At 70.6% G+C, this 17,654-nt stretch carries 15 protein-coding genes; 9 read left to right on the top strand and 6 right to left on the bottom strand.

Annotated features, from left to right (window positions below; genetic code table 11):
• Positions 1 to 3: 3 nt before the first annotated feature.
• The 4 genes from KBX63_RS20985 to KBX63_RS20970 form a co-directional block, all read right to left on the bottom strand.
• On the bottom strand, positions 4 to 510 hold the full coding sequence (locus tag KBX63_RS20985) for a hypothetical protein (protein WP_210913206.1): 507 nt from the start codon (positions 508 to 510) through the stop codon (positions 4 to 6).
• On the bottom strand, positions 507 to 1,973 hold the full coding sequence (locus tag KBX63_RS20980) for a HAMP domain-containing sensor histidine kinase (protein WP_210913204.1): 1,467 nt from the start codon (positions 1,971 to 1,973) through the stop codon (positions 507 to 509). Before KBX63_RS20980 ends, KBX63_RS20985 begins: the two co-directional genes overlap by 4 nt.
• Positions 1,970 to 2,665: a response regulator transcription factor gene (locus KBX63_RS20975; protein ID WP_210913202.1), complete on the bottom strand. Its 696-nt coding sequence runs from the start codon at positions 2,663 to 2,665 to the stop codon at positions 1,970 to 1,972. Before KBX63_RS20975 ends, KBX63_RS20980 begins: the two co-directional genes overlap by 4 nt.
• 61 nt (positions 2,666 to 2,726) lie before the next feature.
• Positions 2,727 to 3,740, bottom strand: coding sequence for a phosphatase PAP2 family protein (locus KBX63_RS20970; RefSeq protein WP_210913198.1), 1,014 nt, complete (start codon positions 3,738 to 3,740; stop codon positions 2,727 to 2,729).
• 348 nt (positions 3,741 to 4,088) lie between these two features.
• On the opposite strand from KBX63_RS20970, the gene KBX63_RS20965 reads away from it, so the two are divergent.
• Positions 4,089 to 4,604: a winged helix-turn-helix domain-containing protein gene (locus KBX63_RS20965; protein ID WP_210913197.1), complete on the top strand. Its 516-nt coding sequence runs from the start codon at positions 4,089 to 4,091 to the stop codon at positions 4,602 to 4,604.
• Positions 4,605 to 4,678: 74 nt separating this feature from the next.
• Here KBX63_RS20965 and KBX63_RS20960 read toward each other — a convergent pair whose 3' ends face one another.
• Positions 4,679 to 9,049 carry a S8 family serine peptidase gene (locus KBX63_RS20960; RefSeq protein ID WP_307871778.1) on the bottom strand — a complete coding sequence of 1,457 codons (4,371 nt, stop codon included), beginning with the start codon at positions 9,047 to 9,049 and terminating at the stop codon, positions 4,679 to 4,681.
• Between the two features lie 324 nt (positions 9,050 to 9,373).
• Here KBX63_RS20960 and KBX63_RS20955 point away from each other — a divergent pair, with 324 nt between their 5' ends.
• Positions 9,374 to 9,928 carry a winged helix-turn-helix domain-containing protein gene (locus tag KBX63_RS20955; protein ID WP_307871777.1) on the top strand — a complete coding sequence of 185 codons (555 nt, stop codon included), beginning with the start codon at positions 9,374 to 9,376 and terminating at the stop codon, positions 9,926 to 9,928.
• A 53-nt stretch (positions 9,929 to 9,981) separates the two neighbouring features.
• Here the strand turns inward: KBX63_RS20955 and KBX63_RS20950 are convergent, their stop codons facing one another.
• The gene (locus KBX63_RS20950) at positions 9,982 to 10,878 is read right to left on the bottom strand and encodes a diiron oxygenase (RefSeq protein ID WP_210913193.1); all 897 of its coding nucleotides are present in this window, start codon (positions 10,876 to 10,878) and stop codon (positions 9,982 to 9,984) included.
• Positions 10,879 to 10,926: 48 nt separating this feature from the next.
• Between KBX63_RS20950 and KBX63_RS20945 the strand changes: the two genes are divergently transcribed.
• From KBX63_RS20945 to KBX63_RS20915, 7 genes are all read left to right on the top strand, one after another.
• A complete protein-coding gene (locus tag KBX63_RS20945; RefSeq protein ID WP_210913191.1) occupies positions 10,927 to 11,655 on the top strand; it encodes a TetR family transcriptional regulator in 729 nt (242 codons plus the stop codon).
• Positions 11,652 to 11,951: a DUF4873 domain-containing protein gene (locus KBX63_RS20940; protein ID WP_210913189.1), complete on the top strand. Its 300-nt coding sequence runs from the start codon at positions 11,652 to 11,654 to the stop codon at positions 11,949 to 11,951. Before KBX63_RS20945 ends, KBX63_RS20940 begins: the two co-directional genes overlap by 4 nt.
• Complete coding sequence (locus tag KBX63_RS20935) at positions 11,951 to 13,444, top strand: NAD(P)/FAD-dependent oxidoreductase (protein WP_247662781.1); 1,494 nt, start codon at positions 11,951 to 11,953, stop codon at positions 13,442 to 13,444. The genes KBX63_RS20940 and KBX63_RS20935 overlap by 1 nt, the downstream gene beginning before the upstream one ends.
• Positions 13,434 to 14,300 carry an SDR family oxidoreductase gene (locus tag KBX63_RS20930; RefSeq protein WP_210913186.1) on the top strand — a complete coding sequence of 289 codons (867 nt, stop codon included), beginning with the start codon at positions 13,434 to 13,436 and terminating at the stop codon, positions 14,298 to 14,300. Before KBX63_RS20935 ends, KBX63_RS20930 begins: the two co-directional genes overlap by 11 nt.
• A 2-nt stretch (positions 14,301 to 14,302) precedes the next feature.
• A complete protein-coding gene (locus KBX63_RS20925; protein ID WP_210913185.1) occupies positions 14,303 to 15,190 on the top strand; it encodes an alpha/beta fold hydrolase in 888 nt (295 codons plus the stop codon).
• A 9-nt stretch (positions 15,191 to 15,199) separates the two neighbouring features.
• On the top strand, positions 15,200 to 15,820 hold the full coding sequence (locus KBX63_RS36030) for a TetR family transcriptional regulator (protein ID WP_210913184.1): 621 nt from the start codon (positions 15,200 to 15,202) through the stop codon (positions 15,818 to 15,820).
• Between the two features lie 74 nt (positions 15,821 to 15,894).
• Complete coding sequence (locus KBX63_RS20915) at positions 15,895 to 17,472, top strand: MDR family MFS transporter (RefSeq protein WP_210913183.1); 1,578 nt, start codon at positions 15,895 to 15,897, stop codon at positions 17,470 to 17,472.
• The last annotated feature ends 182 nt before the right edge of the window (positions 17,473 to 17,654 follow it).

Below are 17,654 nucleotides of genomic sequence, written 5' to 3'. Positions count from 1 at the left end.
CGGTCACTTGATCGGACAGGACCGCGGCGCACGGACGCCGTCCGGCCCGGCGATCGTGACCGGGGCGAAGCTGTCCACCTGGCCGGTGAGCGTCACGGCAGTGGCCACGGTGCAGATGATCTGGTCGGCCGCGGCCGCCGACAAGGGCAGCACGGCACCCGTCATGGTCACCGTGACGCCGGGTCCGTCGGCTGTCGCCGTCACCGGTGTGGCCGGGACCAGGCCAACCGGCACCTCGCTGACGAGGCCCTGGCTCCGCTCGGAGTCGTCCGGACCTGCCGCCAGCATGCCGAGCGTCTGTTCGGGCGAGGCGGTGATCCCCTTGGTCTCGCGGATGACCAGCGCGAGTTGTCCGTGCGACAGCAGGTAGAGACCGACGCCCACGGCCGGGCCGGACGTCGCGGAGCGGCCGGTGATGACGTCGCTGGGTCGGACCCCGCAGCCCGTCGCGAGCAGCGCGAACAGGAGCCCGCCGGCGAGCGACGCCCGGGCCGCCCGGCGGCCGGTCACCGTACGCCTCCGGCGTCCGCCGCGTCCGTGACCACCCGGGGCAGCCGGAGCGTGAACACCGCGCCGCCCGTCGGGCCGTTGCCCGCGACGAGACTCCCGGTCTGCCCGGCGTGCTGGTGCAGGCGCGCGTTCTCCCATGCGATGGCGAGGCCGAGGCCGCTGCCCTCCGAGCGGGTCCGGGCGGTGTCCGCCTTGTAGAAGCGGTCGAAGACGTGCGGCAGCACCTCCGGGTCCAGCCCCGGCCCCTGGTCGCGGACCTCGATGGTGATCCAGTCCGGCTCGGCGCACAGACGCACGGACACCGGCTCGGCGCCGTGCCGGAACGCGTTGCCGACCAGGTTGGCGACGATGACGTCCAGCCGGCGGGGGTCCAGCCGGGCGAAGACTCCGGACGGCAGCTCCGCCCGCACCCGATCGGCCCAGCCCCGGACCCGCAGGGTCGCGGTCACGGCCGCGGCCACGTCGACGTCGTCGAGGGAGAGCCGCGCCGTGCCGGAGTCGAACCTGCTGACCTCGATGAGATCGTTGACCAGCTGGGTGAGGGTCTGCGTCTCCTGACTGACCAGCCGGGCGGCCCGGCCGGCATCTCCGGGCAGCCGGTCCGCCTCCTCGTCGAGCACGTCGGTGACCGCCGTCATCGCGGCCAGGGGCGTGCGGAGTTCGTGCGACACGTCGGCCACGAAGCGGCGGGCGTCGGCCTCCATCCGCCGCAGCTCACCGACCTGCCGCTCCAGCGTCCCCGCGGTGTCGTTGAAGGTCCGCGCCACGTCGGCCAGCTCGTCGGCGCCCCGGACCGCCAGCCGGGTGGTCAGGTCGCCCTCACCGAGCTGGCGCGCCGCCCGGCCCAGCTCGCGGACCGGCCGCAGAACCCCCCGGGCGGCCAGCAGGGCCAGCAGGACCGCGAGCACCAGGGAGAGCCCGCCGGTCAGCCACGCCAGGGTGGCGAGCCGGTCGATGCTCTGCTGCTCGGAAGCGAGGCTGCGCACCGAGTAGACCTCCAGGCCGGACGGCACAGGCGTGCCATCGGGCCGGTCAATCTGCAGCTGGGTCCCGATGAGCAGCACCGGTTCTCCGTCGCGTGAGACGCGTTGCCAGGCGATGACGCCATCCCCGACCGCCCGCCGCAGCTCCGGGGTGAGCGGTTCGGGCAACTGAGCGCCCTGCGCCCGCATGTCGCGATAGAGGACCACCGCGTATCCCTCCCGGTCGGAGAGGCGATGGGCCAACGTGTCGAGTTCCTCCTGGGACGGCGGGAGCCGGCGTACCGGGTAGACCTTCGTGAGCTGATCGGTCAGCGACGCCACCGCGGCGTCCTGCGCCTGCTGGAGGATGACCGTCCGGGCCTGGAAGTAGCTTCCGCTGGCCACCACCGCGGTGGTGGTCACGCCCAGCAACGCGAAGGCCAGCAGCAACCGGACCCGCAGGCCGGACGCCCGGCCACTGGCCCAGCGCCACGGCGTCACAGCGGCCCGAACCGGTACCCGAACCCGCGGACCGTCTGGATGAAGACCGGCGCCGACGAGTCATCCTCGATCTTGGCGCGCAGCCTCTGCACGCAGGCGTCCACCAGCCGCGAGTCGCCGAGGTAACCGTGCTCCCACACGGCCTCCAGCAGTTGCTGGCGGCTCAGCACCTGGCCCGGCGTCTGCGCGAGTTCGAGCAGCAGGCGCAGCTCCGTCGGGGCGAGGCTGACCGGCAGCCCACCCTTGCTGACCACCAGCGCTGCCCGGTCGATGGTGAGGGCACCGTGCTCTTCCAGGCCGGACCGCTCGCCGCCGCTGCGCCGCGACTCGCCACCGGTCCGCCGCAGCACCGCACGGATACGCGCCTCGAGCACCCGGGCCTGCACGGGCTTGACCACGTAGTCGTCGGCGCCGGCCTCCAGGCCCGCCACCACGTCCATGTCGTCGTTGCGGGCGGTGAGCATGATGATCGGAAGGTCGCCGAGCTGCCGGATCCGGCGACAGACCTCGAACCCGTCCATCCCGGGCAGCATGAGATCGAGGACCACGACGTCGGACGAGGCCACCCGCAACCGTTCCAACCCCTGCTCACCGGTTGCCACGGCGTCGACCGTGTGGCCCTGTCGGGTGAGCGCCAGTTGCAGCCCGTCGCGCACCGTCTGGTGGTCTTCGATCAGCAGGACCTGGGACATGTCACCAAGTATCCCATCATGATTAGATTCAGCTTTCGGTCGATGTCCGGGCGGTCGGGTATCAACCCTGGAGGGTCCCGCCGTCCCGGCTGTCCGCCCCCGGATGCCGCGGGGCGCGGTGCCGCAGGCGGGTCGGGGAGACGAAGTCCGCCGACCGCACCAGGAACACCACCGAGCCCACCGCCAGGATCGTCGCCCCGGTCACCGCCACGATGGCGACCAGCAGCCCGGGCTGCACCGATGCGGCCAGACCGGGCATCGCCACCAGAAGTGCCCAGAGCAGCACGGCCAGCCCCGCAGCCCCCTCGACCAGCCTGCGCCGCACGGCGCTGTCCGGTGCGCGGCGCGAACCGGCGGCGCCGACCTGATCGGCGCCACCGCGCCGACCCGCCGCCAGCGCGGCCGCGGCCAGGCAGAACAGCGTCACACCCAGCAGGACGCCGCCGAGCGCGTCGCTGAACCGGTGCCAGCCAGTGATCATGGTGGCCGAGGAGATCACCGAGACGCCGGCCGCGCCCGGCACCGCCAGCCAGCGCCGGGCCCACCCGGGCAGGACCAGCATGAACGCCAGCAGCAGGGTCGTCGCGGCCGCGACGTGACCACTGGGGAAGCTGTTGTGGGTGCTGGAACTGACGATCTGGAGGTCCGGGCGGGGAAGCACCGACTTCACCACACCGGCCACCACCACCGCGCAGAGAACCATGCCGACGCCCACCACTCCCGCCAGCAACCGCCGGTAGAGCACTCCCACCAGCAGCACCGCGCCGAGCAGGGCGGCCAGCAGCGTCGGGCTGCCGAAGGTGGCCAGCACGGCGCGGGCCGGTCCCACCAGGACGGTCTGCTGTTCGTAGCCCCCACCCCGCTCGGCGCGCGGCAGGAGCAGCCCGTCCAGCCACTGACCGGGGTAGGTCCGCACGAACACGGCGCAGGTGAGGCCCAGGGCGAGCAGGTGGCCCAGGGCCGCCCCGAGCAGCAGCCGGCCCAGCGGCGTGGCTGCGCGGACATGTGGCAGCGGTTGCGCCGGCCGCGGGCCAGGCGCCGACCGTCCGATCTGGTACGACGATCCGAGCGACATACCGACATGGTCGTCCCGCCAGGTCCGGAAGCCGTCCGCGGATTGTCTTGGTTCTGTCACAGATTCCGGCGCCGGCCGGAGGAGAACGGGTGGACCGGTGCCGGCGCAGCTCGCGGCCGGTGGATGTCGCAGCGCGTCGGTGACCACAAATTCTCCGGCAAACCCGGCCAAGTCGCCGCGAATGGCTTATGCGAAGCGTGAAAGGTCATTCATATGCTTGCATGCAACTATGTTTTACCCTGCCGAGACGCAATACCACTAAGGTCAGGAAGCCGATCAGGCAATATTTCGGTCGGCAGTACGAAAACCATCCGGAGTGAGTTGGGGAACCGGAAGGGGTTGGGGAAAATGCAGGGGATTCCGGTCGCCTCCCTGGTCATCGGCATCGCGTCCTCGCCGGACGAGCGCAGGCAGTTGGCCCGACTGCTCGGCGGGAGTGACGCCTTCCTGATCGTCTCGAATGTCGACCAGGCGCGGGAGTTTCTCGGGGTGGTGGAGATGCCGGCCGCCGCCACGGTGATTCCCACCGCCCAGAGCGTGATCGCTGAGGCGGCGCAGAGCCCGCAGACGCCGCCACCACCCGACCTGGCCGTCGACTCCGACCGCCGGGTGCTGCGGTGGCGCGACCGGGAGATCGACCTGACCCGGTTGGAGCATGACGTCCTGCTCTGCCTGGTCGACGCGCCCGGGCAGGTCTGGACCTACGAGCGTCTGCACCTCGAGGTCTGGGGCAACAGGCACCTCGGCCGTGGCTCGGACATGCACTCCGTGGTCCGCCGCGTACGCCGCAAACTCGCCCGGCTCAACGCCGCGGCGACGATCCACGCGGTCCGCGGCGTCGGTTTCCGGCTCGCCCCGGTCTGACCGCCGCCGAACAGGGTCCGGCCCGCCTGGTCGGTGACCAGGCGGGCCGGATCTGTCACTTACCGGTCAGGCGTTCAGCACCGGACGGGCGACAACCCGAAGTTCTCTACCGTGGGCGTGGTGGTGTTGATCTTCGTCTGACGGGTCTGCGGCTTCCAGCCGTCCTTGGCGACGATCATCGTGAGCGGGTTGTTCCGACGGTCCACCCAGTAGGCGTACTTGCCCTGGGTGTCGGTGGCGAAGGTCCACGACATCGCCCACGAGTCGACCTGGACCACCGCGCCGGCAATCGGCGAGGTCGCACCCGCGCAGCTGGTCCCGGTCACCGTGCCCATCAGCTTGCCCCAGGTCTTCGGAGGCGTCGCGGTCATGGTCACCGCCGCCGGCGCCACGGTGTACGGCGTGTTCTCCTTGATGCCGACCGAGCCGGAGTAGGTGCCCGGCTGGTCCACGTTCGCCGTCATCCCGACGGTGACCGTGACCTTCTGACCCGGCGTCAGGGTGACCGCCGACTTGTCGATCGTCATCCAGCTGACATCGGCCGCCGCCTCGGCACAACCCTCGAACCCCGGCAGCACCTCGCTGTCCGGCGCCGCGCTGAAGCTGCCGGACGAGCCGCCGATCTTGTAGAAGCCGCACGCCGCGCCACCGCGGTACCGCGCGGTGTTGGCGTTCGGCAGGTTGGACCACGAGCTGGTGGCCGGGTCGTAGGCGAAGCCGGCGTTGCTGATGGCTCCACCCTGCGAACCGCCGACGACGAGGAGCTTGCCGCTCGCGACAGCGAACGAGCTGGCCCAGTTGTCGGCCGGCGCATCGGCGATGGCGGTCCAGGTGTTGGCACCCGGGTCGAAGGCGTAGCTGGACTTCTGCGAGGCGGCCCCGTCGTTGCCGCCGGTGCAGTAGATCGTGCCGTCGATCCCGCCGCAGGAGGCGAAGGCCACCGACTTCGGGTAGTTGGCCATCGTCTCCCAGCTGTCACTGCCCGGGTCGTACCGGACGACAGTGTTCGACATCGGCGTACAGGCCGCCGTGGTGCAGCCGCCGATGGCGTACAGCTTGCCGTCGACGACGGCCTGCCCGGCGGCAGCTCTCGGCGCCGGGTTGTCGGCCAGCTCCGTCCAGGTGTTCGCCGCCGGGTCGTACGACCAGGTGGCCGCGTCCGGGCCGCCGTCCGCCCAGCCGCCGGTCGCGATGATCTTCCCGTCCACGACGCCCACGGCCAGGGCGTTACGGGCGCCGGGAAGGTCGGCGACCGACGTCCAGGTCTGGGCCACCGGGTCGTACGCGTAGTTCTTCGTGGTCGAGCTCGACCCGTCGCCACCGCCGATCGAGTACACCTTGCCGTCCAGGGTCACCACCCGGTTGTCCATGATGTTGGCCGGATAGTCGGTGATGTCCGTCCACGGGGCGGCCTGCGGGCCGACCGCGGCGGGGGTCGCCATGGCCGACTTGCCGGACGCCCTGGCGGCGAACGACGTCGGAACGGTGAGCCGCTGCTCCGGTGCGCCGGTGGCTCCGAGCACCTGCTGACTGGTCATCCGGGACCCGTCCGCCCGCAGGAGTTCGAACCCGTTGTCACGCTCACTGAACTCGACGTCGACCGGCGCCCCGCCGGTGTTGGTCACCGTGAACGTCCTGCTGGCCTTGCCGCCGGGCATCTGCACCGTCGCGCTCACCTGGGTCGGCGTCACCGACAGCCGGCCGGCCGCGAGCTGGAAGTTCGCGGTGGTCGCCCAGTCGGCCTGCACGTCGACCTGCTTGCTCTGGCTGACGTAGTTGCCGGCCTTCGCGGTGAACTTGTGCGTGTCGGTCAGCGTCGAGTAGAGCCAGTAGAAGCCGTCGGCCAGCCCCGGGTCGTCCGGGGTCGCCACGGTGACGGCCTTCTCGGTGGGCCGGTCGTCACTGGTGACGGTGGCGCCGTTGACGTAGCTGTTGTCGTTCCTGTCGCGGACGTTGCCGACGACCAGACCGCCGTCGACCGGCACGCAGGTGACCTGGCTGCCGATCAGGACGTTGTCGACCTCCCACCACCACTCGTACGAGGCGTCGTAGTAGTGGAACCGAACCTGGACCTGCGCCTTGCCGGCCGCCTGCGGGATCGGAATCTCGGTGACCTTCGGCCCCCGGACGTCGGTCTCCTGCCGGAGGACGTTCGTCCAGGTGGCACCGCCGTCGATGCTGAGATCGACATCGCCGGTGTCGTCGGCCAACTGGTTGAAGTCCTGGTTGAACCGGATGACCGGGGCCGTGACACCGGTCAGGTTGACCACCGGGCTGACCAGGGAGCTGTCCTGGCTCCCGCCGGCACCGTACGCGTCACTGTCGATCATCGCGAAGTTGCCGGTGCCACCGGTCAGGTTGCCGCGGCTGCCGTCGTCGGTGAACTTCCAGACCTGGCCGCTGCCCTTGTTGTCCACCACGGACCAGCCGGCCGGCACGGTGGTGCCGTCGAAGGTCTCGTACTCACCGTCGGAGCCGAAGGTGTAGCCGGGCGCCGTCGTGCAGGTGGTGGTGTCCACCGGCACCGCGACGTTGGCGGTCACGTTGCCCGAGCCGACCACGACCTCCTTGGTGACGCTCTGGTAGCCGGGGTACTGCGACTCGTACCTCAGGGTGTAGGTCTGCCCGGCCGGCAGCTTGATGCTGTAGCGGCCGTTCACCGGCGTGGTGTAGTCGTACACGCCGGACACACCCGTCACGGTGACCTTGGCGTAGAGCGGCCAGCCGTGGCCGGAGCCGTCAGTGACCGCCCCGGTGACGTTGACGCTCGCCACCGCCGTCAGCGCGACGTTGAGCGTCGTGGTAGCGCCGTCCGTGACGGTCGCCGGCTTCGTCGTGCTGGCGTATCCGAACGCCGCCACGGCGACCTGGTAGTCACCGGTCGGGAGCGTGGCCGAGTACTTGCCGTCGGCGCCGGTGGTCACCTCGCGCCCGGTCGGTCCGGTGAGCGTCAGGGTGGCACCGGCGATCGGGCTGCCGGTGGTCGCGTCGGTGACGGTGCCGGCCAGGGTGCCGGTGTCGCCGGTCGGGGCGGCGTTGAGCAGGGCGAGGGCGTCCAGTCGGCCTTCGCCGTAGACGTTGTTGTCCGCCGCAGTGCCACCGCACTGGTCGTCGGCCTTGTCGATCGCGGCGCCGTTGAGCAGCGCACGGGTCGCGTTGATGTCACCGACCAGCGACGGGGCCGCCGAGTACAGCAGGGCGATCGCGCCCGCGAGATGCGGAGCGGCCATCGAGGTACCGCTGATGCTGCCGTAGGAGCTGCCCGGAATGCTCGACCGGACGTTCACGCCCGGCGCCGAGATGTTGGGCTTGATCTCCCCGTTCTGCCCGGCGCCCCGGCCCGAGAAGCCGGCGACGTTGTTGTTGACGTCGTACGCGCCGGTCGAGTAGTTGCTGACCAGGCTGCCTGGTGAGCCACTGCTCTGGCAGGCCGGCCCGCTGTTGCCGTTGGACCAGACCCCGAAGATTCCGGAGGCGGCCCAGGCCAGCGTCACGTCCTCCATGAAGGGTTCATTGGACGGGTTCTGGCTGCCCCACGAGTTGTTGATGATGTTCGGTCGCTTGCTCGCGTCCGGGTTCTGGCCGTTGAGGTCCATGGGCTCGAGCATCCACTGACCGGACTCGACCAGAGCGGCGTCGCTGGGGCAGCAGCCGTTCGCCGCGATCCACTTGACGCCGGGGGCGACACCGATCTGGTTCGCGCCGTCGGAGCCTGCCATGGTGCCCATCGTGTGCGTGCCGTGGCCATCGTTGTCACAGGGCGCGGCCGCGCAGGTCCCGGCGGCGTTGAACCAGTTGTAGTTGTGGTCGAACGTGCCGTCGCCGTTGTTGCCGCGGTAGGAGCCCACCAACGCCGGGTGGTCGAACTGGACCCCGGTGTCGATGTTCGCGATGGTGATGCCCTCGCCCGTGGCGCCGTACTGGGTCCAGACGTCGTCGGCGTTGATGTTCGCGATGCCCCACTCGAGAGCGTTCACGGTCTTCTCATCGGTGCCCTTGGTGACCTCGGGCACCTTGTAGGCGACCGGGGCGTAGAGACCCTCCACCTCCGCGTGGGCGGCGAACTTCTGCGCCATCGCCAGTGAGCCGCTGCTCACCTTGATGGCGTTGGTGGCCCAGAAGGTCTGGTACTTCGCGCCCGAGCCGTCGAGTTCGGCCCGGATCTTGCCCTGGCTGTCGGCAGCGGTCCTGCGCAGTGCCTCCGCGACCGCCGTGCCACGCTTCGACCAGTCCTTGATGGCACTGGCCTTGCTCAGGTCGGCACGGTCCTTGAACCGGATCCAGAAGTCCCCTTCACTCTTGGCCTGGAACTGCTTCGCGAGCTCCGGTCGGATCTTGTCTCCCGGAGCGGCGCCAGCCCCCGTTCCGCCGGGCGCCGCCTGTGCGCCCGAGCTGATACTGGCCAGGCATGTCGCGGCGAGGATCATCGCCGCACCAGCGCTCACCAGTGATCTGGCTGTGCGCCTCCATCGTGGACGTCTGAACATCGGTGCTGCCTCCCTCAGAACGACCCAGGGTGAAAATGAGCCATGGTGAAGGTGCAGGAGATTCGTCTCGATGGAACCGAGCGGACGAACCCCTCCATGCCCCCCCATGCACCGCGCGGGTCACGCCGGTTGCCCGAATGGACACTATGATCGAGAAGAAAGGACGATCAAGAACTTGCCGTGAGCAACTTGTCGCTAACGGTTGCCAGGCTGACGGCACGCTTGCCAAAAACTGTCAGGACCATGACGAGAGCTGGGCAGGATGATGCCCATGGACCCCGGGTGGGTGCTGTGGCCGAGGACGACGAAGCGGCGGTGGACCGGTCCGATCCGATTGACGAGCCGTTCCCGCTGCTGATCGCGGTGACCTCGTCGCCGACCGAGCGGATCCGGCTCGCGGAGCGCCTCGAGGGCATCGCGCCGCTGCTGCTGGTGGCCGACCTCGACGAGCTGCGCCGACTGATCGCCACTCCGCAGCGGCCTGCCGGGATACCGTCCCAGCCGGCGCGCGCCACCGCCGCGACCGACTCCGCGCTGGTCATCGACTCACCCCGTTCCGTGGCCCGCTGCCAGGACCGCGAGATCGACCTGACCCGACTCGAACACGACCTGCTGATCTGCCTGACCACCGAACCGATCCGGGTCTGGAGCTACGCCGAGCTGCACCGATCGGTCTGGCGCGACGAAGGGCGCGAGCGCAAGGCGGACGTGCAGTCGCTGGTGAAGCGCCTGCGACGCAAGCTGCACGACCTCGGCACCGGCGCGACGATCGAGGCCGTCCGCGGTGTCGGGTTGCGGCTGACCGACCGCCAGGAGCCGAGGATCGGGCGGGCCTGACGCGGCTGCCTGATGTGGGCAGCGCCCCGGTAAGCCACCGGAGCGGCGATCGGTCAGATCAGCCCGGCACGGGTCCACAGCAGGCGCCCCGGCCCGGCCACCAGGCCCACGCCCGCCAGGTGGGCGTGCACCCGCTCCGCTGACCAGCGCAGGGTGGCACGCCAGTGCGGGTTGGCGCGGGCGGCGGCCCGGCCGACCGCCGGCGGGATGCCCACCGCCGCGTACGCATCCGAATGGACCAGGCGGTTGGCGATCGTGTGGGCGGCGCGGCCGACCAACAGCCGGGCGTACGACATGCTCAGCGGACCGGCGGCTTCGACCTGGCGGGCCAGCTCGTCGCGGGCGAACCGGACGTGCCGTGCCTCCTCCACCACGTGGATGCGCGAGACCATCCGGATGAGCGGCTGGAGCGACTCGTCCGCCATGATCTCGCGCTGGAACGCGTCGAGGATCTCCTCGGCGATGAGGATCGCGGCGTACATCCGAGGGCCGCTGGCGGTCGCCTTGAGGAACCGGCCGAGCATCTGGTCGACCGGGTTCGCCCGGTAGACCGGGCAGCCCATCGCGTCGATCAGCCGACCGAACATGATGGAGTGCCGGCACTCGTCGGCGACCTCGGTCAGTGCGTACTGGGCGTGCCGGCTGGTCGGGTCGGCGTCGTAGTACTGCCGGATCAGCATCTGCATGAGGATCGTCTCGAACCACAGCCCGGCGCTGGCCGCGCTGGCCACCTCGTGCTTGGTGAGCTCGACGCGCTGCTCCTCGCTGAGCCGGGCCCAGAGCGGGGTGCCGTAGAGGCTGCTGCGGTGCGGCGGGAGCCAGTAGGCGCCCGGGATGTGCGGCGCGTCCCAGTCAATCTCGACGACCGGGTCGTAGCTGGTGCGTAGCGATGAGGTGAGCAGTCGCTCGGCGACCGCCGCACGCTCGGATTCCGCCGGCCCCGCGTCCATGGCTCCTCCATATTGACGTGACGTCGGGTAACTGTTACGAGTAGTAGCATGCAATCGCCGCTCAAGGATGTCAATGGAACCGATCCGGCCGTCCCGGCCCTCGACGAGGGCCGCAAGGCGAAGGCCAACGGCCGCCGGGACCGGTGGGCCGACCATCGTGAGCAGCGACGGCGCGACCTGATCGGAGCCGCCGTGCAGGCGTTGCTGCGGCACGGGCCGGAGGTCGACATGGACCAGGTCGCCGCCACCGCCGGCGTCAGCAAGCCGGTCCTCTACCGCTACTTCGCCGACAAGTCTCAGCTCTGGGTCGCGGTGAGCGAGGTGGTGGCAGCCCGGATCATCGACACCGTGGCGCCCGCGGTGGAGCAGGTCCGCGAGGAACGCGGCCTGGTGCAGGCGACCATCGACGCGTACCTCGGGGTGATCGAGGCGCAGCCCACGCTCTACCGGTTCCTGATGCACCAGTCCGGCCACCCCGCCATCCACCAGGTGGTCGCCGGGACCAGCCAGCAGGTCGCCGCCGGGCTGGCTCGCGTCATCGGCGACCGGCTGCGCGCGCTGGGCCTGGACGCCGGCCCCGCCGAACCGTGGGCGTACGGCCTGGTGGGCTTCGTGCAGGCGGTCGGCGACTGGTGGACCACGCACGGCCAGCCGATCAGCCGGGCCGCCCTCACCGACTACCTGACCACTCTGCTCTGGAACGGCATCGAGGGCGTACGCGCCAGCGCCGACCTGCCGCGCGAGCTCACCCGCGCCCACGAACGGATCGCGCCGTGAGCTACCACGGCCCGGCGGGCGTCGCGGGCACCACGGTCCGGGTGCACCTCAGCGGGAGGTGGGAGCCGGTCGACGGCCGCTACCACTGGGGTGGGCGGATCGAGCCCGACCCGCGGGTGGCCCAGCTGCTGCGCTCCGGCCAGCGTGACGTCGAGCTGCGAATCGCCGACCGGGTCCGGCCCGCCCGACTGGCCGAGGTCGACCCGTGGGGCGGCGTACGGATCACCGGCGTGGGCGAACCGCCCTGGCCGCCGGCAACCGGACCGGATGCCGTGCCCGAGCCTCTGGAGGAGTGATGGAGACAGGCGTTGCCATCATCGGCGCCGGCTTCGGCGGCCTGGGCGCCGCCATCCGGTTGCAGCGTGCCGGCTTCACCGACTACCTCGTCTTCGACCGGGGTGACGACGTCGGCGGCACCTGGCGTGACAACAGCTACCCCGGCTGCGCCTGCGACGTCCCGTCGCACCTCTACTCCTTCTCCTTCGCCCCCAACCCCCGCTGGTCGAACACCTTCTCCAGTCAGCGGGAGATCTGGGACTACCTGCGCGGCTGCGTCGACCGCTTCGGGATACGGCCCAAGCTGCGGTTGCGCCACGAGGTCCGGGAGGCGAGCTGGGACGACCAGCGCCAACGCTGGCTGCTGCGCACCTCCGGCGGCGACCACACCGCACGGGTCCTGATCTGTGCGGCCGGCCCGCTCAGCGACCCCGCCATCCCGGACCTGCCCGGGATGGACGACTTCGCCGGCACGGTCTTCCACTCCGCCCGCTGGCAGCACGACCATGACCTGACCGGCCGCCACGTCGCGGTCATCGGCACCGGCGCATCCGCGATCCAGTTCGTGCCGCAGATCCAGCCGATGGCCGAGACGTTGACGCTGTTCCAGCGCACCCCCGCGTGGATCATGCCCAGGCTGTCGCGCCGGATCAGCCGGGTCGAGCAGGCCGTGTTCCGCACCGTGCCCGGGGCCCAGCGGGCCGTCCGGGCCGCTCTCTACCTGGTACGCGACACGATGGGTCTGGGCTTCCTGCACCCGGCGGTCAACCGCTTCGCCGCACGGCTGTCGCTACGTACGCTGCGGCGCCAGGTCACCGACCCGCACCTGAGGGACAAGCTCACCCCCCGCTACACGATGGGCTGCAAGCGGGTCCTCATCTCCAACGACTACTGGCCCGCGCTCACCCGGCCGAACGTCGACGTGGTCACCGCCGGCATCGCTCGGATCGTGCCCGACGGCCTGGTCACCGCCGATGGCGTTCACCACCCGGCGGACACCGTCATCCTCGGCACCGGCTTCCACGTCACCGACTCCCCCATCGTGGCGCGCATCCACGGCCGTGGCGGGCGCAGCCTCGCCGAGGCCTGGACCCCCAGCATGCATGCGTACCGGGGCACCGCCATCGCCGGCTTCCCCAACCTGTTCTTCCTGCTCGGCCCGAACACCGGGCTCGGGCACACCTCCGTGGTCCTGATGATCGAGGCCCAGCTGCACCTGGTGCTCGCGGCGCTGCGGCACATGCGAGCCAAGGGCATCCAGACCATCGAGCCCACCGACGACGCCCAACGGCGCTGGACCGAACGCATCGAGCAGAAGATGGCGGGCACCGTCTGGCAGACCGGCTGTTCGAGCTGGTACCTCGACACCACCGGCCGCAACACCACCATCTGGCCGGGCTTCGCCACCAGCTTCCGGATGCGGCTGCGCCGTTTCCGCCCGGCCGACTACCGGACAGCCACGGCCGGCAACATCCCGAACGAACCGGAACGGGAGCACGCTGATGCGGTATGACCTGGCGGGCAGAACCCTGCTCATCACCGGTGCGGCACGTGGCATCGGGGCTCAACTGGCCCGCGCGGCCGTCGCCCGTGGCGCCCAGGTTGCCCTCGTCGGCCTGGAAGCCGAACTGCTCAAGCAGCTCAGCGCCGAGCTCGACGCGCACTGGTACGAGTGCGACGTCACCGACCAGACGGCTCTGGACGCCGCCGTCGCCTCCACCGTGGACCGCCTCGGCGGCATCGACGTGGTCGTGGCGAACGCCGGCATCGCGAACCTCGGCACCGTCGCTGTGGGGCCGGTCGACGCGTTGGTCCGTACCGTCGAGGTGAACCTCTGCGGCGCGATCCGCACGGTCAGCGCGGCGCTGCCCCACGTCACGGCCGCCCGCGGCCACGTCCTGATCGTCTCGTCAGCCGCCGCCTTCGCGGCGATGCCCGGCATGGCCGCCTACTGCGCGTCCAAGGCGGGCGTGGAGCAGTTCGCGAACGTACTGCGCCTGGAGGCCCGCCAGCGCGGCGTCACCGTCGGCACCGCGCATCCGATCTGGATCGACACCGACCTGGTCCGCGACATCCGCGACGACCTGGCGTCGTTCCGCAGCGCGCTGCGCCGGCTGCCGTGGCCGCTGTCCACCGTCGTACCCGTCGAGCAGTGCGTCGACGCCCTGCTGCGGGGCATCGAGCGCCGCAAGCGCAAGGTCTACGTGCCACGTTCGCTCGCCGTGGTGCAGGCGCTGCGGCCGGTGGTGTTGAGCGGGCTCTCGGACGCGCTGATCACCCGGTTCGGCGGGCACAGCATGGTCAACCAGATGGAAGACGAGGTACGCCAGCTCGGGCGTTCCTTCGGCAGGACGTCCGTGGAGGGGTAGTCATGACCGTTCACTTTCGTCGCGCGGGCGGCGGTGACCCGCTCGTGCTCATCCACGGCATCGGTCACCGCCACCAGGCCTGGGAACCGGTGTTCGACCGGCTCACCGCCCACCACGAGGTGATCGCGCTCGACCTGCCCGGCTTCGGGAACTCCCCGGTGCCCGACGCCGGCATGCCCGCCGACATGGCCGCCACCGTCGCCGGGATCCTGCCGGTCCTGACCGGATGGGGGCTGGAGCGTCCGCACGTGGCCGGCTACAGCCTCGGTGGGGCGATCAGCCTGGAGCTCGCCGCCACCGGGGCGGTCGCCTCGGCCACCGCCTTCTCCCCCGCCGGCTTCTTCACCCCCGCTGAGCGCCGCCGGGCACTGGCCATCCTCACGATGTTGCGGGTCAATTCGCACCTACCCACTCCGATCATGCGGCTCGCGCTGCGCTCGGCGTACCTGCGGACGATGTGCTTCGCGCCGTTGGTTGCCCGCCCGAGGCTGCTGGACGTCGACCGCGCGCTGGGCGACGCGCTCGCCCTGCGGCGTGGGCTCGGCTTCAACGCCGTGGCCCGGGCCGCCCGCGACTACCGCTTCGACGGTCTCCGGCTGGCCGACACGACGGTGCCGGTGACCATCGGCTGGGGTGACTGCGACCGCATCTTCGGCGTCCACCAGGCCGAGCGCGCCCGGGCCGGCCTGCCGGCGGCCCGGGTGGTGACGTTGCCCGGTTGCGGCCACGTGCCGATGAGTGACGACCCGGATCTGGTCGCCACGCTCATCCTGGAGACCACCGGTGCCGTGCCTTCGGCGCCGCCGGGCCCTCCGGCTACGGCCCGACGCGGAGTCAGGAACATCACTTCACAGAATAAAAACTTGCAGGCTCCGCAAGTTCCCTCCTAGCCTCCCCGGGTGACCGATACCGACCAGGCTGCCACCGGGCGTCGTGACCGCAAGAAGCGGCAGACGCGGGCCGCGCTGACCGCCGCCGCGTTGCGGCTGGTCGCCGAACGCGGCCTGGAGCACGTGACGGTGGAGGAGATCAGCGAGGCCGCCGACGTCTCCTCGCGTACCTTCTTCAACTACTTCACCTGCAAGGATGAGGCGCTCACCGACGACCCGGCGCTGGACGGCACGCCGGTCGTGGCGCGGCTGGCCACCGCTCCGCAGGAGGTGCCGGCGTTGCAGGCCGTGCGACTCGCCCTTGATGAGGCGGTCGACACGATGCAGGTCGACCGGGAGTTGTGGCGGCTGCGGCTGGCCGTCATCGCCCAGAACCCCGCGCTGCTGCCCCGGCTGATGGCGGGAAACATCGAGACCGAGCGGGCCATGATCGCCGCCATCGCCGTCCGCCTCGGCGTCGATCCCGACCACGGCCACCCGGCGCTGGTCACCGCTGTGGCCGGCGCCACCTTCCGCACCGCGATGCTGCGCTGGGCTGCCGGCGACGACAGCCGACCCCTGCGCGACTTCGTGGACGAGGCGTTCGCCGCGGTCGCCGCCGGCCTGCCGGATCCACCACACCCGTCCTGACCACACCAGCCCCCGGCTCCGGTGCAACTGTGCCGGGGCCAGCCCTCCAACAAGACCCCGACAAGGGAGCGTCAATGACCACCACCGCCCCGCCCGCTGACGTAGCCGACGTCAGCACGCGCATGTCGCGTCGCGAGGTTCTCCAGGCCCTCTCCGGCCTGATGGTCGGCATGTTCGTGTCCATCCTCGCCTCCACGGTGGTGGCCAACGCGCTGCCGCGGATCATCGCCGACCTCAACGGCAGCCAGACCGTCTACACCTGGATCGTCACCAGCGAACTGCTCGCCATGACGGCGACGGTGCCGCTCTGGGGCAAGATGGCCGACCTCTACAGCAAGAAACTGCTGATCCAGCTGTCGCTGGGCCTGTTCGTGGTGGGTTCGCTGATCGCGGGTTTCACGCCGAACGTCGAGGTGCTGCTGATCAGCCGGGTCGTGCAGGGCATCGGCGCCGGCGGCATGACGGCGCTGGCCACGATCGTCATGGCGGCGATGATCCCGCCGCGCGAGCTGGGCCGCTACGCCGGCATCTTCGGCGCGGTCTTCGGGGTCGGCACCATCGCCGGGCCGCTGATCGGGGGCCTGCTCGTCGACACGTCATGGCTGGGCTGGCGGTGGTGCTTCCTGATCGGGGTCCCGTTCACCATCCTGTCCATCGTCCTGCTGCAGCGCACGCTGCACCTCCCGGTCGCTCGCCGCAAGTTCAAGATCGACTGGCTGGGCGCCGTGCTCATCACCGCGGGCGTCTGCACCCTGCTGGTCTGGTCGTCGCTGGCCGGGAACAAGTTCGCCTGGGCCTCGGGCTGGACGGCCGCAATGGTCCTCGGCGGTCTGGTCCTGCTGGCGCTTGCCGTCTTCGTCGAATCGCGGGCGGCGGAGCCGATCGTTCCGCTGGACATCTTCCGCAACCGCACGGTCTCGCTGGCCACCGCCGCCAGCGTGCTGGTCGGTGTCGCGATGTTCGGTGGCACCGTCTTCCTGTCCCAGTACTTCCAGATCTCGCTGGGCAAGTCGCCGACCGTCGCGGGCCTGATGAGCCTTCCGATGATCTTCGGTCTGCTCGTCTCGTCGACGGTGGCCGGTCAGCTCATCACGAAGTTCGGCCGGTGGAAGGCCTACCTGGTGGCCGGCGCCGCCGTGATGACCGTCGGGATGCTGCTCCTGGGCACCATCGACGCCGACACCAGCGTCGTCGTCCTGTCGATCTACATGGCCGTGCTGGGCATCGGGGTCGGCATGCTCATGCAGAACCTCGTGCTCGCCGCGCAGAACGACGTGCCCGCTCACGAGCTCGGTGCCGCAACCTCCGTACTGACGTTCTTCCGCAGCATGGGCGGCGCCATCGGGGTCAGTGCCCTCGGCGCGGTCCTGGCGAACCGGGTGACCTCACTGACGACCGAGCGGCTCGGCCCGGCCGCGGCCGGCGGCGGCTCCGCCGAGGTGCCCGACCTGTCCACCCTGCCCGAGCCGGTGCTGCGCATCGTGCAGGACGTGTACGGCACCGCCACCGCGGACCTGTTCCTGGTCGGCGCCCCGATCGCGCTGATCGCACTGATCGTCGTGCTGTTCATCAAGGAAAAGCCGCTACACACCCTCAGTGGGGACGAACGACGCGCCCAGGAGGAGGCGGCCGCGAAGGCCGCGACTCACTGAGCTGTACGGCATCGGTCGGGGGCGGGTCGGTTGACCCGCGCCCGACCTGCGCCCACACCGCTGGACCGGCGTGGGCATTCGCTGCCGCCTTGCTCTGCTTCAACCCGCGCAACGGTTTCGGGCCGTGAGCGTTGCATCGGTTGAAGCAGAGCAAAGGGTGCGAGCTGACCACTGGCTCCTCC

Origin of the sequence: Micromonospora sp. U21, assembly GCF_018070045.1 — a bacterium.
Lineage (GTDB): Bacteria > Actinomycetota > Actinomycetes > Mycobacteriales > Micromonosporaceae > Micromonospora.
This window is presented reverse-complemented; position numbering and strand designations above follow the sequence as displayed.